This is a genomic window from Oryzibacter oryziterrae (assembly GCF_021864535.1).
In the GTDB taxonomy this organism is placed as follows: Bacteria; Pseudomonadota; Alphaproteobacteria; order Rhizobiales; family Pleomorphomonadaceae; genus Pleomorphomonas; species Pleomorphomonas oryziterrae.
Genome location: NZ_JAKJIC010000007.1, coordinates 144,336 through 161,598 on the forward strand (window position 1 = coordinate 144,336; position 17,263 = coordinate 161,598).

The 17,263-nt window shown below is 66.3% G+C and carries 13 protein-coding genes; 6 read left to right on the plus strand and 7 right to left on the minus strand.

Annotated elements, in window-relative coordinates; translation table 11 throughout:
• Nucleotides 1-131: 131 nt before the first annotated feature.
• Entirely contained in the window at nt 132-989 is an 858-nt protein-coding gene (locus tag L2I41_RS09690; protein ID WP_237153345.1) for an SDR family NAD(P)-dependent oxidoreductase, read from the minus strand.
• A 79-nt stretch (nt 990-1,068) separates the two neighbouring features.
• On the opposite strand from L2I41_RS09690, the gene L2I41_RS09695 reads away from it, so the two are divergent.
• Nucleotides 1,069-1,608 carry a Fur family transcriptional regulator gene (locus L2I41_RS09695; RefSeq protein ID WP_313791134.1) on the plus strand — a complete coding sequence of 180 codons (540 nt, stop codon included), beginning with the start codon at nt 1,069-1,071 and terminating at the stop codon, nt 1,606-1,608.
• The gene (gene ispG, locus L2I41_RS09700) at nt 1,605-2,852 is read left to right on the plus strand and encodes a flavodoxin-dependent (E)-4-hydroxy-3-methylbut-2-enyl-diphosphate synthase (protein ID WP_237153347.1); all 1,248 of its coding nucleotides are present in this window, start codon (nt 1,605-1,607) and stop codon (nt 2,850-2,852) included. The genes L2I41_RS09695 and ispG overlap by 4 nt, the downstream gene beginning before the upstream one ends.
• Before the next feature lie 41 nt (nt 2,853-2,893).
• Here the strand turns inward: ispG and L2I41_RS09705 are convergent, their stop codons facing one another.
• Entirely contained in the window at nt 2,894-3,817 is a 924-nt protein-coding gene (locus L2I41_RS09705) for a polyprenyl synthetase family protein (RefSeq protein WP_237153348.1), read from the minus strand.
• 80 nt (nt 3,818-3,897) lie between these two features.
• On the minus strand, nt 3,898-4,407 hold the full coding sequence (locus L2I41_RS09710; RefSeq protein ID WP_390634071.1) for an Lrp/AsnC ligand binding domain-containing protein: 510 nt from the start codon (nt 4,405-4,407) through the stop codon (nt 3,898-3,900).
• 974 nt (nt 4,408-5,381) lie between these two features.
• On the opposite strand from L2I41_RS09710, the gene mtgA reads away from it, so the two are divergent.
• Together mtgA and rpmF are read left to right on the plus strand one after the other, a co-directional pair.
• Nucleotides 5,382-6,137 (plus strand): monofunctional biosynthetic peptidoglycan transglycosylase, encoded by a 756-nt coding sequence (mtgA, locus tag L2I41_RS09715; protein WP_237153349.1) that lies wholly within the window; start codon nt 5,382-5,384, stop codon nt 6,135-6,137.
• A 181-nt stretch (nt 6,138-6,318) separates the two neighbouring features.
• Nucleotides 6,319-6,504: a 50S ribosomal protein L32 gene (gene rpmF / locus L2I41_RS09720; RefSeq protein ID WP_237153350.1), complete on the plus strand. Its 186-nt coding sequence runs from the start codon at nt 6,319-6,321 to the stop codon at nt 6,502-6,504.
• Nucleotides 6,505-6,647: 143 nt separating this feature from the next.
• Here rpmF and L2I41_RS09725 read toward each other — a convergent pair whose 3' ends face one another.
• Nucleotides 6,648-6,974, minus strand: coding sequence for a hypothetical protein (locus L2I41_RS09725; RefSeq protein WP_237153351.1), 327 nt, complete (start codon nt 6,972-6,974; stop codon nt 6,648-6,650).
• Between the two features lie 348 nt (nt 6,975-7,322).
• On the opposite strand from L2I41_RS09725, the gene L2I41_RS09730 reads away from it, so the two are divergent.
• Nucleotides 7,323-9,131 (plus strand): EAL domain-containing protein, encoded by a 1,809-nt coding sequence (locus L2I41_RS09730; RefSeq protein ID WP_237153352.1) that lies wholly within the window; start codon nt 7,323-7,325, stop codon nt 9,129-9,131.
• A gap of 45 nt (nt 9,132-9,176) precedes the next feature.
• On the opposite strand, the gene phaR is transcribed toward L2I41_RS09730, so the two are convergent.
• Nucleotides 9,177-9,755, minus strand: a complete 579-nt coding sequence (gene phaR, locus L2I41_RS09735) for a polyhydroxyalkanoate synthesis repressor PhaR (protein WP_237153353.1) — start codon at nt 9,753-9,755, stop codon at nt 9,177-9,179.
• Between the two features lie 297 nt (nt 9,756-10,052).
• Here phaR and L2I41_RS09740 point away from each other — a divergent pair, with 297 nt between their 5' ends.
• Nucleotides 10,053-13,832: an AsmA family protein gene (locus L2I41_RS09740; RefSeq protein ID WP_237153354.1), complete on the plus strand. Its 3,780-nt coding sequence runs from the start codon at nt 10,053-10,055 to the stop codon at nt 13,830-13,832.
• Nucleotides 13,833-13,899: 67 nt separating this feature from the next.
• On the opposite strand, the gene L2I41_RS09745 is transcribed toward L2I41_RS09740, so the two are convergent.
• Both L2I41_RS09745 and L2I41_RS09750 read right to left on the minus strand, forming a co-directional pair.
• On the minus strand, nt 13,900-14,877 hold the full coding sequence (locus tag L2I41_RS09745) for an NAD(P)/FAD-dependent oxidoreductase (RefSeq protein WP_237153355.1): 978 nt from the start codon (nt 14,875-14,877) through the stop codon (nt 13,900-13,902).
• A gap of 138 nt (nt 14,878-15,015) precedes the next feature.
• On the minus strand, nt 15,016-17,238 hold the full coding sequence (locus L2I41_RS09750) for a heavy metal translocating P-type ATPase (protein ID WP_237153356.1): 2,223 nt from the start codon (nt 17,236-17,238) through the stop codon (nt 15,016-15,018).
• Nucleotides 17,239-17,263: the final 25 nt, after the last annotated feature.

Consider the following 17,263-nt stretch of genomic DNA (forward strand, 5'->3'; position numbering starts at 1 on the left):
AGATGTGAAGGTCCAAAGACTCATAATATTCGCGTGACAAACAATTTCGCCACACCGGTAAACACTGACGCCGTTGCAGCCCGGTACGCCGAATTATTGTTTCAAAATGAGACCTTGAAGCAAAAGCCGGCTCACGTCTCGCGCGAAGCGGCCCAGGCACTGAAGGCGATGAAGGCGCGCGCAGGCAACAGGCGCTTGACGACCGCCATGAACTTGGTCTGCAGCGTCACGCGGTAATAGGGCTTCGGACGAGCCGATTCGCAGGCGTGGATCAGGCATTTGACCACCGCTTCCGGCGGCAGCTTGAAGGCCGACGCGCCGCCGCGCCCCATGCGGTTGAGGCGCTGACGATAGACCTCGCGAAAGGCCGAGGCCTCGATGTCGATGTTCTCGTGGAACTTCTTCATCGATGTCTTCACGAACTGCGTGGCGATCGGCCCGGGCTGGATGCTGATCACCTCGATCCCCGTGCCGCGCAGCTCAAGGCGCAGCGTGTCGGTCAGCCCCTCCACTGCATGCTTGGCGGCATTATAGGCGCCACGATAGGGCATGGAGACAAAACCGAGGATCGACGAGCATTGCACGATCCGCCCGTGTCCCTGCCGTCGCATGATCGGGATCACCCGCCGCGTCAGGTCATGCCAGCCGAAGACGATGCTGTCGAACTGCTGGCGCAACACGTCAACGGTCAGATCCTCGACCGCGCCCGGCTGCCCGTAGGCGCCGTTGTTGAACAGGGCATCGATGCGTCCGCCACCCTTGGCGAGCACTTCCTCGAGCGTCGCCGCGATGGTCTCCGGACGGCCGTAGTCGAGGATCGTCGCGGTGACGCCGGGGATCGCCTCCAGCTTCACCCGATCGGCCTCGGTGCGAACGGTGGCGAACACCTTCCAGCCGCGCGCCGCAAAGTCGCGCGCCGAGGCATAACCGATACCGGTGGATGCCCCTGTGACCAGGAGAACGCGGGGGTCTGACGACACGGAGCTCATTCTTCCACCTTCAGTGACAAAGCGTCTTTCTCAGCACACCGCTTCTTACTATATGAAGAAGTCCCGGAGAGAGAAGCGCGTGCTGGATCATCACGATCACGATCACCAGAAATGCCACGACGACGCCCTGCGGCGCGCCGAGGCCCGCTGCCAGGCCGAAGGCCTGCGCCTGACCGCGCAGCGCCGGCAGGTACTCGACATCATGCTGGAAAGCCACGCCCCGATCACCGCCTATGAGATCATCGACCGCATCGCCGCCGTGGCGCGCCGGCCGAGCCCGATCTCGGTCTATCGCGCGCTCGACTTTCTGGTGGCCAATCACTTCGTCCATCGCATCGAGAGCCGCAACGCCTTCCTCGCCTGCAGCCACGATCACGGCCCGGCCAGCGCCGATCGCGAGCCGGTGCTGATGTTCCTGCTCTGCGAGGCCTGCGGCGCTGCCATCGAGGCCGAGCCGCCGGCACTCACGAGCCTCATTTCCGACGTGTCGGCGGCAGCCGGCTTCACCGTCACCTCCTCCGTGCTGGAAATTCGCGGCCTTTGCGCAAGCTGCCGCACCGCCGGACGCCACGCGCCGCACGCCACCCCGCATGCCGACGACCACGAGGATCATCCATGAGCTTCCTGACCGCCCCCCTGCCCCGCCGCCGTTCCGTCGCGGTGAAGGTCGGCCATGTCATCGTCGGCGGCAACGCCCCCGTCGTTGTGCAGTCCATGACCAATACCGACACGGCCGACATTGACAGCACCGTCGCCCAGGTGGCGGCGCTCGCCCGCGCCGGTTCGGAACTCGTGCGCATCACCGTCGACCGCGACGAGAGTGCCGCCGCCGTGCCGCGCATCCGCGAGCGGCTTGACCGCCTCAACGTCGACGTGCCGCTGATCGGCGACTTCCATTACATCGGCCACAAGCTCCTCGCCGACTTTCCCGCCTGCGCCGATGCGCTCGCCAAATACCGCATCAACCCCGGTAACGTCGGCTTCCGCGACAAGCGGGACAAGCAGTTCGCCGACATCATCGAGATCGCCATCAAGCATGACCGGCCCGTGCGCATCGGCGTCAACTGGGGTTCGCTCGATCAGGAGCTGCTCACCCATCTGATGGATGAGAACCAGGCCCAGGGCTCGCCGCTGACGGCGCAGGAAGTCATGCGCGAGGCCATCGTGCAGTCGGCGCTTCTGTCCGCCGCCCGCGCCGAGGAGATCGGCCTTTCGCGCGACAAGATCATCCTGTCGGCCAAGGTCAGCAACGTGCAGGACCTCGTCGCCGTCAATGTCGAGCTCGCCAAGCGTTCGGATCATGCCCTGCATCTCGGCCTCACCGAAGCGGGCATGGGCACCAAGGGCGTCGTGGCCTCATCGGCCGCCATGGGCATCGTGCTGCAGCAGGGCATCGGCGACACCATCCGCGTGTCGCTGACCCCCGAACCGGGCGGCGACCGCACGCGTGAAGTGCGCGTGGCGCAGGAGCTGTTGCAGACCATGGGCTTCCGCTCCTTCGTGCCCATCGTCGCCGCCTGCCCCGGCTGTGGCCGCACCACCTCCACGGTGTTCCAGGAACTGGCCAAGACCATTCAGGATCAGATCAACGACGCCATGCCGCTCTGGCGCACCCGCTATCCCGGCGTCGAGGAGCTGCAGGTGGCGGTGATGGGCTGCATCGTCAACGGCCCCGGCGAATCCAAGCACGCCCATATCGGCATTTCCCTGCCGGGCACCGGCGAGACGCCGGCCGCCCCCGTCTTCATCGATGGCGTCAAGGCCACCACCCTGCGCGGTCCCCGCATCGCCGAGGATTTCCAGGCCATGGTGCTCGACTATATCGAGAAGAACTACGGGCAGAAGTCCGACGCCGCCGAGTGATCCGAATCCGGCAAAGGGGTTGCTTTGCCGGGTAACCGGTATCAAGCGGAACGGTGCGCGATGAAATGGGCGGCTGCGGCCAGCATCTCGGCAGCGGCCCCATAGGGTGACAGAAGCTCGGACGCTTCGCGCACCAACGCGTTGAGTTCCGCCTCCACCGCCGCGATCCCCATCAGCGACACCAGCGTCCCCTTGCCCGCCGTCGCGTCCTTGGCGGTTGCCTTGCCGGCCACCTTGGCGTCGCCGGTGGCGTCGATCAGATCGTCGGCCAGCTGGAAGGCAAGACCGACGATTTCGCCATAGCGCGTCAGCCGGGCAACGTCCTCGGCGGTTCCTTGCGCAAGGCGCACGCCCATGACGCAGGACGCGCGGATCAAGGCACCGGTCTTCATTGCCTGCAAGGCCCGGATCTCCGTCCCCGTCAGCGGCGTGGCCAGCCCGAAACGGCCTTCGGCGGAGAGGTCCAGCATCTGCCCCCCCACCATGCCGCCGGGACCGCTGGCGCGCGCCAGATCCAGAACCAGGGCGGCCCTTACAGCCGGATCGGGATGGCAGGTCGGATCGGCCAGGAGATCGAAGGCCAGCGTCTGCAAGCCGTCGCCGGCGAGAATGGCCGTCGCCTCGTCAAAGGCCCGATGCACCGTCGGGCGACCGCGCCTGAGATCGTCATTGTCCATGGACGGCAGATCGTCATGGATCAGAGAGTAGCAATGCAGGCATTCCACCGCTGCGGCGGCCACGAGCGCCGCCTTGTCGTCGCTTGCTGGATCGATGAGCCGCGCCGCTTCCACCACCAGGAAGGGGCGCAGCCGCTTGCCGCCGCCGAGCACCCCGTGCTGCATGGCGGCGAGCAGGCGCGGCGGCACCGCCCGTTCAGCACGGCGCGCCAACCCGTCGAGACGGCCGGCCAGCACCGCTTCCACGGCGCTCGCCACCCCTGCAAGCCGCTGTTCGAAATGGCCCATCCTGCCGCCCTCGCCCATATGTGTCCGGGCTGAGAGCTATCCCCACGCTCCCCGGGCGTCAAGACATCGCCGGCTACCCGTCACAAGGGCAGGGCCGTGGTGTTCTTCACCTCTTCCATCACCGGGTAGGTATGGGTTTCGCGCACGCCCGGCAGCGCCATCAGCACGTCGGACAGAAATTCGCGATAGGCCTCCATGTCCCGCACGCGCGCCTTGACGAGATAATCGAACCCCCCGGCAATCAGGTGGCATTCCAGCACCTCCGGCGCCTTGGTCACCGCCGAGGCGAAGGTGGTGAACACTTCCGGGTTCATGCGGTCGAGCTTGATCTCCACGAAGACCAGCAGCCCCCGCTGAAGCCGCGTCGGATCAAGCCGCGCGGTATAGCCGGCAATGAACCCGTCACGCGACAGCCGCTTCACCCGCTCCGCCGTCGCCGTCGGGGAAAGGCCCACCTTGTCGGCAAGCTCCAGATTTGTGATGCGCCCATCCGCCTGCAAGGCGCCGAGAATCCGCCGGTCGATCTTGTCGAGACCGGGAATATCCGTGTCGATGCGCTGACTTTGTCGATCCGTGGTCCACGAACTCACTTTTGCCCCTCCTCCCGACACCCTGCCGCCTGCCCGCGGCGCGTGTTCTCGTTACTCTGCCTGCGCCCAAAACCTCTGTCGAAGCCGACCAACGTCCTGTTCTGACACGTCTCCCGCCTGTCACCGCTGCCGTCGCCAGCTGTCAGGGCATTCCGCCAAGACAGGCTGCAAGGATACCAGAGAAGCACGAACGCGTGCAGGCCGCCATGCGACACGTCCGAACGCTCGTGGTCCCGCTGTTATCCCCTGATCGCCGCATGAAAGGCAAACGGCCCCGCGCCCGGAGGATCGATGCCGTTCAGCGGGAGCCTTGCGGTCGCAACGAACTGCCAGCCTCGCCACCCGAAACCGCATGGATCTCACTCAGGACGTGCCCCAGCCAACGGCCAAAGCATCCTCGAGACGCGCAAACATCGATCTAATCATATGAAAACGCTCGATATTCTATACGACGCAATCTAGCGCAAAATGAAGCGGTCTCAAGAGCAGCTCCGTCCGCACACGCCGCTGCCGCAGGCTCGACCGACTGCCAATGTCATGCGGACCCCTTTGGCTTCAACACGACGATCAGCACATCGACCAGGCCTATGAGGCAATTGGTCGCTGCTCAAAAAAAGACAGGCCGGTGTGGCCGGCCTGAGTTCTGGGAGGAAAGCTGGAGTGCCACGAACAGATCAGGAGGGCGATCTGCTTGCTGGATAACCGGCGGGTAGCGCTCACAGGTTCAATGTCTCATTCTGCCTCAAAACGCGCCATGTCAAACTTTATGCACGCCCGCCCAAATGGCCGGCATCTGCTCAAATTTTTAGCTCCGGAGGCAACAAACCTGAGACTGGTCCACTTAAATCCCCCGATTGCCCGAACAATGCACCCGCAGTTTTCACCTGAAAGCAGGCATTTCCGGCGTTACATCCCTTTGTCAGGCGGCATGATTGTTTTATGAATGCAGCTGAAACGGGGATGGGCGGGCATAGATGAGCAGCGGCGACGACACTATCGCCCTCGACGGCACGGTCGAAGGCGACGAGGGAGACACTCAGGCAATGGCCGCACGCTCAGGCATGAGAAAATGGCTGCGCCTCGCTGCCCGCATTGCCGTCATCGCCATCGCCCTGCCGATCCTGCTGACGCCGGTCTACCGCTTCGTGCCGCCGATCTCCACGCTAATGCTCTGGGATCTGATGACCTTCCAGGGTTATTCCCGCTCCTGGGTCTCGCTCGACGACATCTCGCCCAACATGGTGCAGTCGGTGATCATGGGCGAAGACGGCAAGTTCTGCAGCCACGACGGCGTCGACTGGGACTCGCTGATGTCGGTGCTCAAGCATGCCGGCAAGGACGGCCCCTCGCGCGGCGCCTCCACCATCACCATGCAGACCGTCAAGAATGTCTATCTGTGGAACTCGCGCAGCTATGCGCGCAAGGCGCTGGAGATTCCGCTCGCCCTTTACACCAATCTCGTCTGGCAAAAGCGGCGAACCATGGAGATCTATCTCAACATCGCCGAGCTCGGCCCCAATCTCTATGGCGTCGAAGCCGCCTCGCGCGCCTATTTCAACAAGCCGGCCTCGCAGTTGAGCCGGCATGAGGCCGCGCTGATCGCTGCGGCCCTGCCCAATCCCGCCTTGCGCAATCCCAAGAAGCCGAGCAGCGAGCAAAAGATCTATGCCCGCACCATCGAGCGACGGGCCGCCATGTCCGGCGCTTACGTCACTTGCATTTACGACTGACCAACCCTGCGGCTTGGTACAAACCCGGCTTTAGGCTTTTGCGTCAGAAAAATCGCGTCAGCCTCTGGCAAAATGCGTCTGTCCTCTGTATAAGGCCGCATCTTTAGGAACGAGCGCCCGCGCGCCCGGCAGATTGCGTATGGACGCAATCGTCACAATGCGGGGCGATGGAGTTAAGAGAATGGCAGTCCCCAAGCGAAAGACCTCGCCGTCCAAGCGCGGCATGCGTCGCTCCGCCGACGCGCTGAAGCAGCCGACCTACGTGGAAGACAAGACCTCGGGCGAGCTGCGCCGTCCGCATCACGTCGACCTGAAGACCGGTATCTACCGCGGCCGTCAGATCCTGACGCCGAAGGAATCGGCCTGATTGTTTCCGGCCGCGTGCAACGCGGTCGAAAGCCTTCGCCTACAAGACCGGCGCCAGCGCAAGCTGCGCCGGTTTTGTTTTTTGGCAAAGGCGCAGCAGCCGGCAAGAACCGGTTCAAGTCAGAAAGAGGAAACCGGAAGGGTTCAGTAGACGACGGTCGAGAGGAAGCCGGGCTCGATCGCCGTGTTCAGCCGTCCGACCGAGCGATAGGCCGCCTCGGCGCGCCCGCTCACCAGCGACACATCGCGCCGGACCCGCCGTTCGCCGCTCGCCGCATCTCCGAGATGCACGGCCGCCAACTGCGCCATGAAGCCGGCGGACGCCAGCGTCTTCACATAGGACTCGGTGGCGGAAAACTTGGCCTCGCCCTCGGCAGGACCTGCGTCTTGAGAGCTGCCGGAGGACGCGCGGAAGCGCTCGTCCTGGGTATCGCGGCTGCCCGACGAGGCGTGAACACGACGACCCGCCACAAGGCTGGTCCCCTGTCCCAACGTTCCCGAAGAGCCGATCGCCGAGATCACCGTCTTGCCTGCCTTGCCCGTCTCGTTTTGACACGCTTTCCGCGTCCCGAACGAATAACTGCAACAGGCGCGCCAACCCACAATATGGTTAACGTTTCGTTAACGCACAAGGCCCTGACAAATATACCTATAAGTAGATTTTCGACCGGGCGTTAAGACTATGCCAATGACAATGCGCTATAATTTGTCCTTGAAAAGCATATTGCAAAAATAACACTTGCCCAGGATGGGCCCGCCCCGGTCGCGACGCCGCTGCCCTGTCGAGCGGTGAAGCACCGAATAACGGACGATCCAGACATGGACGAACCCCTTTCCATCGCCTCGTCTTCGAACCGCCATCAACTGGAAGCGGCAGATTGGGCCACGGCTGCGGAGGCCCTCGGCTACGCGGCCTATGAACTCGACTATGTCGGCGATCGCATGATCTGGTCGGCAAACGCCCACGAAATCCTGGGCGTGCACCCCTATGAAGTGCCCCGCACCGGCCGAACCTTCGCCCGCTTCCTGTCGCCTGGCGCCGCGTCGGCGCGCCTGCCGGCAACCCCGCCGGCCACCCTTCCGCAAGCGCCGGAAGACCGACGCTTCCGCGTCGCCTATGAACTGCTGCCGCGCGGCGGCCGCGCCTATGGTGTCTACCTTGAAGAGGAAGGCTACTGGTTCGGCACCGACGATGGCCGCGTGACCGGCTGCCGCTGCATGCTCCGCTCCGTGGTTGCGACCGTCACGCCCGCCGCCGACGCGACACGTGCGGCGAGCTCCGATGCCCTGATCAATCGCGACGAGCTTCTCAACATCCTCGACGGCGTGGTTCGCAATCTCGCGCGCGACGGCACCGGCTCGGCCGCCTTCATGATCATCGCCGTCGCCGGCCTCGCCCGCATCAACGCCAATCTCGGTTACGAGACCGGCAACACCGTCATCGACGTCACGGCACGCCGCATCCAGCGCCGCATGCGCCAGGGCGACATCATCGGCCATCTCTCCGGACACAAGTTCGGTGCCATTCTGCTCAACTGCAGCGAACAGTCGGTCGGCATCGCCGCGGAGCGCTTCCGTCAGGCCATCGTCGACGAGCCCATCGACGCCGGCCACGCGGTCATCCGCGCCGACATCGCCATCGGCGCGGTCGTGCTGCCGCGCCATGCCGACAGCGCCGGCCTCGCGGCCATCCGCGCCGAGGAAGCGCTCGCCGAAGCCCGCAGCGATCCGGATGTGCATCTCAAGATCTACGAACCGTCGCCCGCCCGCGACGCCGAGCGTCGGCGCAATCTGGAAATCGCCGACGAAATTCACCGCGGCCTCGCCGATGATCGCTTCGTGCTCGCCTACCAGCCGGTTGTGGACGCCAAAAGCCGCAAGACACTGTCCTTTGAAGCGCTGCTGCGTCTGGCCCGGCCGGACGGACAGATCGTTTCCGGCGGGCCTTTCGTTGCGGCCGCCGAACAGCTGGGCCTCATCCGTCGCCTGGACATCCGTGCGCTGACGCTGGTGCTCGCCGACCTCACGGCCAATCCGCGCCTGCGCCTGTCGGTCAACGTGTCGACGGACACCATCCTCGATTCGTCCTGGCTCTCGACCCTGATCGAGGCGGCCCGCGCCAACCAGAACGTCATGCGCCGCCTGACCATCGAGATCACGGAGACAGCCGCCATCGCCAGCATTGGCGATCTCGTGCACATCTCCGGCACGCTCCGCGACATCGGCTGCCGCATCGCCATCGACGATTTCGGTTCCGGCCACACGTCCTTCAAGATCCTGCGCGACCTGAAACCCGACTGGCTGAAGATCGACGGCTCCTATGTGCGCAACATCACCACCGATGCCGACGACGCCGTCTTCGTGCGCGCGCTGGCAACGCTGGCCGATCATTTCGGCATCCGCACCATTGCCGAGTTCGTGCAGGATGAGGAGGCCGCGCAAATGCTTGAGAGCATGGGCATCGCAGCCCTGCAGGGACGCCTGACTGGCGAGCCGGCGCTGCGCATCAGCGATCAGACGCGCTCGATCCTCAAGGGCGCCACGCACTTGCGCTCGGCGCGAGAGTCCGACGGCTATGCCGCCTATTCGGCCATCCTGGACGGCCCGCTGGAAGTCGACATTCTCTGACAGCGGATTGGCCGGACGACAGCATCGCGCGCCCGGCCGTCACACTCACTTCTTCTCGGGCGCCAGCTGATCGAGCCGGCGCTGCATGGCTTCCAGCTGAGACTTCAGGGCATCGAGATCGTCGGCGCGCTTCTCCGGCGCCTTGGCAGCGGCCGGCGCTTCCTGGGCGGCATTGCCGAAGGGCAGGAACATGCGGAAGGCGCGTTCGAACACTTCCGTATTGCGGCGAATGGTCTCGTCCATCGCTTCGAAGGCCGGCGCATTGCCGAAGGCCTGGCCGAGCTGCTGGCGGAACTTCTCCTGCTCGCGCGACAGCTGGTCCATGGAATGCTCGAGATAGCTCGGCACCATCGCCTGAATGCTGTCACCGTAAAAGCGGATCAGCTGCCGCAGGAAGGTGATCGGCAGAAGGTTCTGCCCCTTGTTCTCCTGCTCGAAGATGATCTGCGTCAGCACCTGATGCGTAATGTCTTCCGCGCTCTTGGCATCATATACGACGAAGTCCTCGCCAGCCTTCACCATGGTCGCCAGATCTTCCAGCGTCACATAGGTGCTCGTGCCCGTGTTATACAGCCGGCGGTTCGCGTATTTCTTGATGATCGTGGGTTCTTCGGCCTTGGCCATGATTGCTTGCTTCCCCCCAAAGTCCAGCCCGCGTAACAGCCCTCGCTCGCGGATCATTCCCGGCATCTTGGATCGGCGCGGGATGAATAAACATAAGATCATTTGTGCGCCGCAGCCAAATGTTTTTTGCGCAGCAAAGTTGTGATTGTGCAGCGCCGGTATCAGGCACCAAACCCACTTTCCTTGCCCCGATGTGAGGCTCCGTCATTTGGGACTACACTCACGATATGATTCGCGCCGGCAACAGCTCTGGAGCGAACCGGGGCGCGGGCATTGCCGTTCGCGGGGGGAAGACTGATGCGCAGATTGATCGCCGTCCTCATCGGGCTGCTGGCCCTTGGCGTGGCACTGGTGGCCGCCATTCCCCTCCTCGTCTCCTCCGACTGGATCCGTGATCGCATCCTCGCTCAGATCGAGAGTGCCACCGGCCTTGCCGTCAACATTGACGACGCCTCCCTGTCAGTCTTCCCCTCGATCGCCCTTGAGGTGAACAACGTCGTTGCCGCCGTCCCCGGCAAGGCGCCTTTCGCCAAGGCGGAAAGCCTGCGCGTCGGCCTCGCCGTCGGCCCGTTGCTCGAGGGACGAGCCGAAATCACCGGCATCTCCCTGATCGTCCCGCACCTGGACCTCGCCATCGACGCCGCCGGCACACCCAACTGGAAGCCGGACCAGCCCGCTGGCGCCCCCTCCTCAGCCGCGCCATCCGCCGATGCACCGGCCAGTGGCGCACGCCTGCCGATCGCCATCTCCGGCCTGCGCATTCTAAACGGCAGCCTCACCTGGAGCGACCAACGCACCGGCACCAGCCAGACCGTCACCGACATCAGCCTCGACACCGCGCTGGTCCCCGACGCCCCGCTGAAGGCCACCGGACACCTGGTCACCCAGGGCCTCGCGCCTGACTTCGACATTGCCGTCGCCGAACCGGACGCCCTCCTCGCCTCGGGGACGAGCGCCATCGAGCTCGCCCTCAGCCAAGGCAAGACGAGCCTCAGCGCCAAGGGCGAACTTGCCCTGTCGCCGCCAGCCTTCGCCGGCCATGTGGAGGCTGCGAGCGGGGACGTGACGGAACTTGCCTCCGCCTTCGCCCTCACGCTGCCCGTCACCATCGACAAGGCCGGCCTCGCCGCCGACCTGCACTATGGCGGCAGCCGCGTCGAGCTGACCAATGCTTCGCTCACCGCCGGCTCTCTGTCCGGCACCGGCGAGGCCGCGCTCGACACTTCCGGCGCCCGCCCGCGCATCGACCTGCGCGCCCGCCTCGACACGCTGGATCTTCAGGCGCTCTCCGATGGTGCCGCTTCGGCAAAGACCGCCAGCCCCTCCAAGGGCGAGGGCAGCTCGCCGCTCGACCTCAGCCCTCTCGCCGCCTTTGACGGTGGCGTCGACCTCTCCGTTGCTCAGCTGAAGCTGCCCATGGCCGAGACGGCCGCCCCGGCCGGGCTGCATCTCATCGCCGTGGTCTCCAATGGCGCTCTGCAGGTGGCCGTCGACAAGCTGGCCTTCGCCGGCGGATCGGCGGGCGGCCAGCTGGCGCTCGCACCAGCCGGCAAGGCCGTGCGCCTGACGGGCAAGCTCAACGCGAAAGGCCTCGACCTGGCCGCACTCGCTGCCCTGGCCGGGCAAAGCCCGCCGCTCACCGGCAACGTCGGCGCCGCACTCAACCTCGACGCCCGAGGCCGGACGTCGGCCGAACTGATCGCCGGCCTTGGCCTCTCCGGAACGCTCTCCCTCGACAAGGGCGAAGCCTCTGCGCTTGGCCTTGCGATAGCCTTCGACGATCCCGCCGCCGACAAGCTGCACAACATCTCCGCCGACGTCACGCTCACCAGCCTCACCGCGCCGGTCGACGTCTCCGGCAGCGCCGACTTCCGCAAGGAGCGGCTCAACTTCGCCCTCACCCTGTCGCCGCAACAGATCATCGATGGCTCGCGCACGGCGATTTCGGCACGCCTCGGCGGCAAGCGGGTCCAACTGGCCTTCGATGGCGACCTCAGCCTCGGCGAGTCCGCGCTCTCCGGCCATGTCAGCGTGAAGTCCCCGTCCGCCGGTGCCTTCGCCGCCTTTCTCAACCGCCCGGCAACCGGTCTCCCCGCAGATCCCCTGAGCCTTGATGCCAGCCTCGATGCCAGCCCCGCTCGCGTCCGCCTGAGCGACGCCGCCTTCGTCTTCGGTGGCAACGAGATCGACGGCCTGATCGAGTTCACCGCCGGTGATCGGCCCAAGATCGTCACCCGCCTGTCCGGCAACAAGATCGATCTCGGCAGCCTCATGGGCGCCGGCGCGTCCGGCGGCGCAAACGCCAAGCCCGCGCAATCCAAGGGCTGGAGCCAGGAGCCTTTCGACCTTGCGATGCTCCGGGCTGTGGATGTCGATGCCACCTTCGACGCCAACTCCATCGCCTTTGGCACCATTGCCACCGATCGCGCCAAGGCCGCCCTGAAGATGGCAAGCGGCAAGCTCACCCTTTCCATGCCCACCTTTGGCGCCTATGGCGGCACGGGTTCGGCCAAGCTGGCGCTCGACGCCAGCGGCAAGGTGCCGACCCTCGCCACCACCGCGACCCTGGATGCCGTCCGGCTGCTGCCGCTGCTTCAGGCAAGCCTCGGCACTGGCCGGATCGACGGACAGGCCAGGATCGCCTTCGACATCCAGGGTTCCGGGGCGAGCATGGCCAGCCTGATGGGCGGCCTCTCCGGCACCGCCGCCCTCGACGTGGCCAAGGGCCAGTTCAACGGTGTCGACCTGCCCGCCTTGCTGCGCAACATCGCCGTCTCCGTCGTCACCGGCTTCGGCCAGTCGCCGGACGCCGTGACGCCCTTCGATCGCCTCGGCGCCAGCTTCGCGATCGACAAGGGCGTGGCCCGCACCAAGGACCTCGCCTTCAAGAGCGCCGTGCTCTCCGCCACCGGCAACGGCCTGGTGGACATCGGCGCCAAGGCCGTGAACCTCACGCTTTCGCCCAAGCTCACGCTGCCCAACGGCAAGAAGTCGAGCGAGTTCGAGGTGCCGATCCGCATCGACGGCCCCTGGGCCGCTCCGCGCATCTATCCGGATATCCAGGGCATCCTCGACAACCCGGCCGCCGCCTTCGACAAGCTGCAGTCCATGGGCGGCATGTTCGCCTCCATCGGCAAGCTGCCCAAGGGCGCCAATCTCGACAGTGCCCTCAACGCACTGGCGCCTGGCCTCGGGGCACTGACGGGTACCGCCCCGCAAGGCGGTGGTACAGCCGACCCCATCGCCGGGGTCGTGGACACGCTGGCCGGCAACACGGGCGGGGGCGACGCGCTCGGCGGTCTCGTCAACCAGCTGGCCGGCGGCAATCAGACCAATGACCCGACGCAGGCCGTGGCCGGCCTCGTCGGCGCTCTCGCCGGTGGCGGCAACAATGACCCGGGCGCGGGCGCCCTCGACGCCCTGGTCTCCGGATTGGCCGGCCCTTCGGCCAAGGGAGGCGTGCGCTATCCCGACGGCCGGATTCCCACGCCACCGCCACGCCCGGGAGAAATCGCCCGTTCGAGCGCGCCCGGTCAACAGGCCGTCGACGCCCTCCCCCCGCTCGATGCACCGGCCGACGTGGCACCGGCGGCCCCGAACAAGCCCGCCAAGCCCAAGCCAAACAAACCGGCGGACAAACCGGCGGACAAACCGGCGGACAAACCGGCGGACAAACCGGCGGACAAACCAGCGGACAAACCAGCGGACAAACCGGCGGACAAACCGGCGGACAAACCGGCGGACAAACCGGCGGACAAACCGGCGGACAAACCGGCGGACAAACCGGCGGACAAACCGGCGGACAAACCGGCGGACAAACCGGCGGACAAACCGGTCAAGGCTGAAAAGCCTCCGAAGGCCGATAAGCCCGCCAAACCGGACGCGCCAGTCAAATCCGACAAGCCGGTCAAACCCAAGCCTGACAAGCCGCAAACCGAAAAACCAAAGACCGAGAAACCCAAACCGGCCAAGCCTGCGGCCCCCAAACCGGACGCAGCCAAAGCCGGCATCGACAGCGCGCCTCTGGCGCCGCCCTGCGTGGTCGATGCGCAGGGCGCCTGCGTCGCGCCGCAGTAACGGGAAAAACAAGCAAGCGCAGCTCCCGGCAACAGGCGCTGCGCTCTCGCGTTCAGGTTCCAGGCAGTCAGGCGGCGCTGCGGGCGCGGGCGATGATTGCGTCCCCAAGGCTGTCGGCCGACATCCAGGCCGCTTCAAGGCGCGGCGCAATCAGCCAGTCGCCGCAACAGCCGAGCCGACCATCGGACGACAGCAGGAAGCTGGTGCCAACCGGCACTTCGGTGAAGGCATCGTCCCAGAAATAGACCTGCGTCGCCTGCGGCCACGCGGTCTGCCCCAGCAGATTGCCGAGGGCCGCGACCAGGAGATTGCGCGCCTCATCCGGACTCACGGAGCGATGCGCCTCCGACCAGTCGGTGCTCGCCTGCGCCACCCAGTGGCTGCCGCTGCGCTCCGGCCGCGAAGCATTGCGCGCCACCCAGGTGAAGGGCCCCTGGTGCCGCAGAATGTCGAAATCGACGTCCACTTCGCCATAGTCGGCGGTCAGCGTCCAGCAGGGGCGCATCACCGCCGCCTTGGCCTGATCGAACGGGGTTCCGAGCGGTCCGAGCAGCCGCTTCACCGTCTTGGCAGGCGCCGCCACCACCACCCGATCAAAGCCGGCGGCAACGCTGCCGTCGGCAAGTTCGAGCGCGCAGCCCTCCTCGCCGGATGTCACGCCGACCACTTCGCTGCCGGTCTTGAGCGTGAAGGAGTCGGCCATCGACCTGAGCAGACCGCCCATGGCCGGCAGGCCCACCAGCCATTCCTCGTCCGAGGTCTTGCCGCGCGGCGCCCAGGCGGTAACCACGCCCTCGGCCTTGGCGCGCGCAACCCAGGCCTTGAAGGCCGGCAGCCGCGCCGTGAAATACTGCGCCCCGCGATCGGCCGTCACCGCCGACGGATCCGCCGTGCCGAGCCGGCCGCCAACCGCATCGGACGCCTCGAACACCGTCACCTCAGCGCCCGCACGCACCAGCTTGCGCGCAACGGTCAACCCGGCAAGCCCCGCTCCCACGACCGCAGCCCGCGTGCCCGCAAGCGTCATTTGACCCAGATCCGACATGGCTTCGCGTTCCCTTCCCCGTGGCCCGCCGGAAATGAGCTCCGACGTCGGCCGCCTCCATTCGAAACTTACGGGCAGCGCCCCTGCCCTGCAAGCAAACCTTGAACCCTGGCACCCACGCGTTCAGCACAAAATTCCTCAGGGCAGCCGTGGCTTCCAACGCGTCAGCAGCCCGGCATTGCTGACCACCGACACCGAACTCATGGCCATCGCCGCTCCCGCCAGCGCCGGCGTCAGCAGGCCAAAGGCAGCAAGCGGAATGCCCACCACGTTATAGACGAAGGCCCAGAACAGATTTTGACGGATCTTCAGCGACGTTGCCCGCGCCACGTCGAGCGCCGCGCCCACCAGGCGCGGGTCCGGCCGCATCAGCGTGATGGCCGCCGTTTCCATCGCCACATCCGTGCCCGATCCCATGGCAATGCCCACATCGGCCGCCGCCAGTGCCGGCGCATCGTTGACGCCGTCCCCCACCATGGCGACCCGCTCCCCGCTCGCCCTCAGTGCCACGACCTCGGACGACTTGCCATCGGGCAGAATACCGGCCCGCCAGGAATCGAGCCCCAGCTGTCCGGCGACAACGGCTGCGACAGCGCCATTGTCCCCCGTCAGCATCAGCGTCCTGATCCCGCGCGCCTTCAGCTCCCGCACCGCCGCCAGCGCCGTGTCGCGCAAGCGATCGGCAAAGCCGAGCCGGCCGATCAGCCGTCCGTCCGCCGCCACGAAGGCCACCGTCAGCGCGTCCTCCGCAGCGCCGAGATCACCCAGGTCGATGCCGCGTGACGCCATCAGATTGGCGGTGCCCACCAGAACATTCACGCCCTGCACCGTCGCCTCGATCCCGCGCCCCGGCAATGCCGTGACGGCACTCGCCGGGCTCACGGTCAGGCCGAGCGCTTCCGCCCGCCGGATCACAGCCCGCCCGAGCGGATGCTCGCTGCCCGTCTGCGCGCTGGCCGCCAGCGTCAGGAGCTCGGCCTCCTCTGTGCCCGCGGCGAGCACCGTCGAAACGAGCTCCGGCCGCCCCTCGGTCAGCGTCCCCGTCTTGTCGAATACCACTGCGCTCACCCGCGCCGCCCGCTCCAGCGCCTCGATGTCCTTGATGAGAATGCCGCTGCGCGCCGCCGCTCCCGTGCCGGCCACCAGCGCGGTCGGCGTCGCCAGCCCCAGCGCGCAGGGACAGGCGATCACCAGCACCGCCACCGCCGCCGCCATGGCCGGCTCGAAGCCATGCCCGCTCGCCATCCACAGGACAAAGGTCAGAACCGCCACGCCCACCACCGTCGGCACGAAGATCGCGCTGATCCGGTCGACGAGACGCTGCAGCGGCGCCTTGCCCGACTGGGCATTCTCGACCAGCCGCGTGATCTTGCCCAGGGTCGAATCCTCGCCCACCGCGTCCACGGACACCGTGAGCGCGCCCTCGCCATTCATGGCGCCGGTCACCACCTTGTCGCCCGCCTTGCGCAACACCGGCAGGCTCTCCCCGGAGATCACGCTTTCGTCGCAGCTGCTGGCGCCCTCGTTCACCGTGCCGTCGACGGGAACCCGCTCGCCCGGCAGGATCTGCACCCGATCGCCCGGCAGGATCGCCGTCACCGGAACGAGCTCGACCGCCCCCGACGGGGAGATCCGGCGGGCGGTCTCAGGCCTCAGCGCCATCAGCGCCCGCACCGCCCGCGTCGTGGAGGCCTTGGCCCGCTCTTCCAGAAGCTTGCCGAGCATGACCAGCGTCAGCACCAGGGCGGAAGCCTCGAAATAGAGATGCCCCATGGCCGCCATGGAGCCGAGCGCGATCAGTTGATAGACCGAAAAGCCGTAGGCCGCGGATGTCCCCACGGCGACCAGCACGTCCATGTTGGCGCTACCGCCGCGCAGACTGTTGAAGGCACCGCGATAAAAGCGCGTTCCGGCCAGCACTTGCACCCCGCTCGCCAGCACGAACTGCGTCAGCGGCGCAAGTTCCCATGCAAGACCGAGCGCCATCGCCGCCATGGCCGCAAGGAAGGGCAGTGACAGAGCCGCCGACACCGCCACGATCACAAGCGTCCGGCGATGGCGCACCCGCTCCTGCGCTTCGCGCGCTTCCCGCTGCTGGCGCGCGAGCACAGGATCGCCGGCCCGCAGCTCGGCGGTGAAGCCCGCACGCTCGACGGCAGCAATGATGGTCTCGGCCTCGCAGCCCTCGATGGCCGCAACGTCGGCCCTTTCCAGCGCCAAGTTCACGCGCGCGTCGGCGACGCCCGGCGTCTTGCGAAGCACCCGTTCGATGCGGGCGGCACAGGCAGCGCAGGTCATTCCCTCGATATTGAAGCTGCGCGTCTCGACCGCATCTCTGGCTACGGAAACGCCGTCCACCATCGTTCTAATCCTCTACACTTTGTTC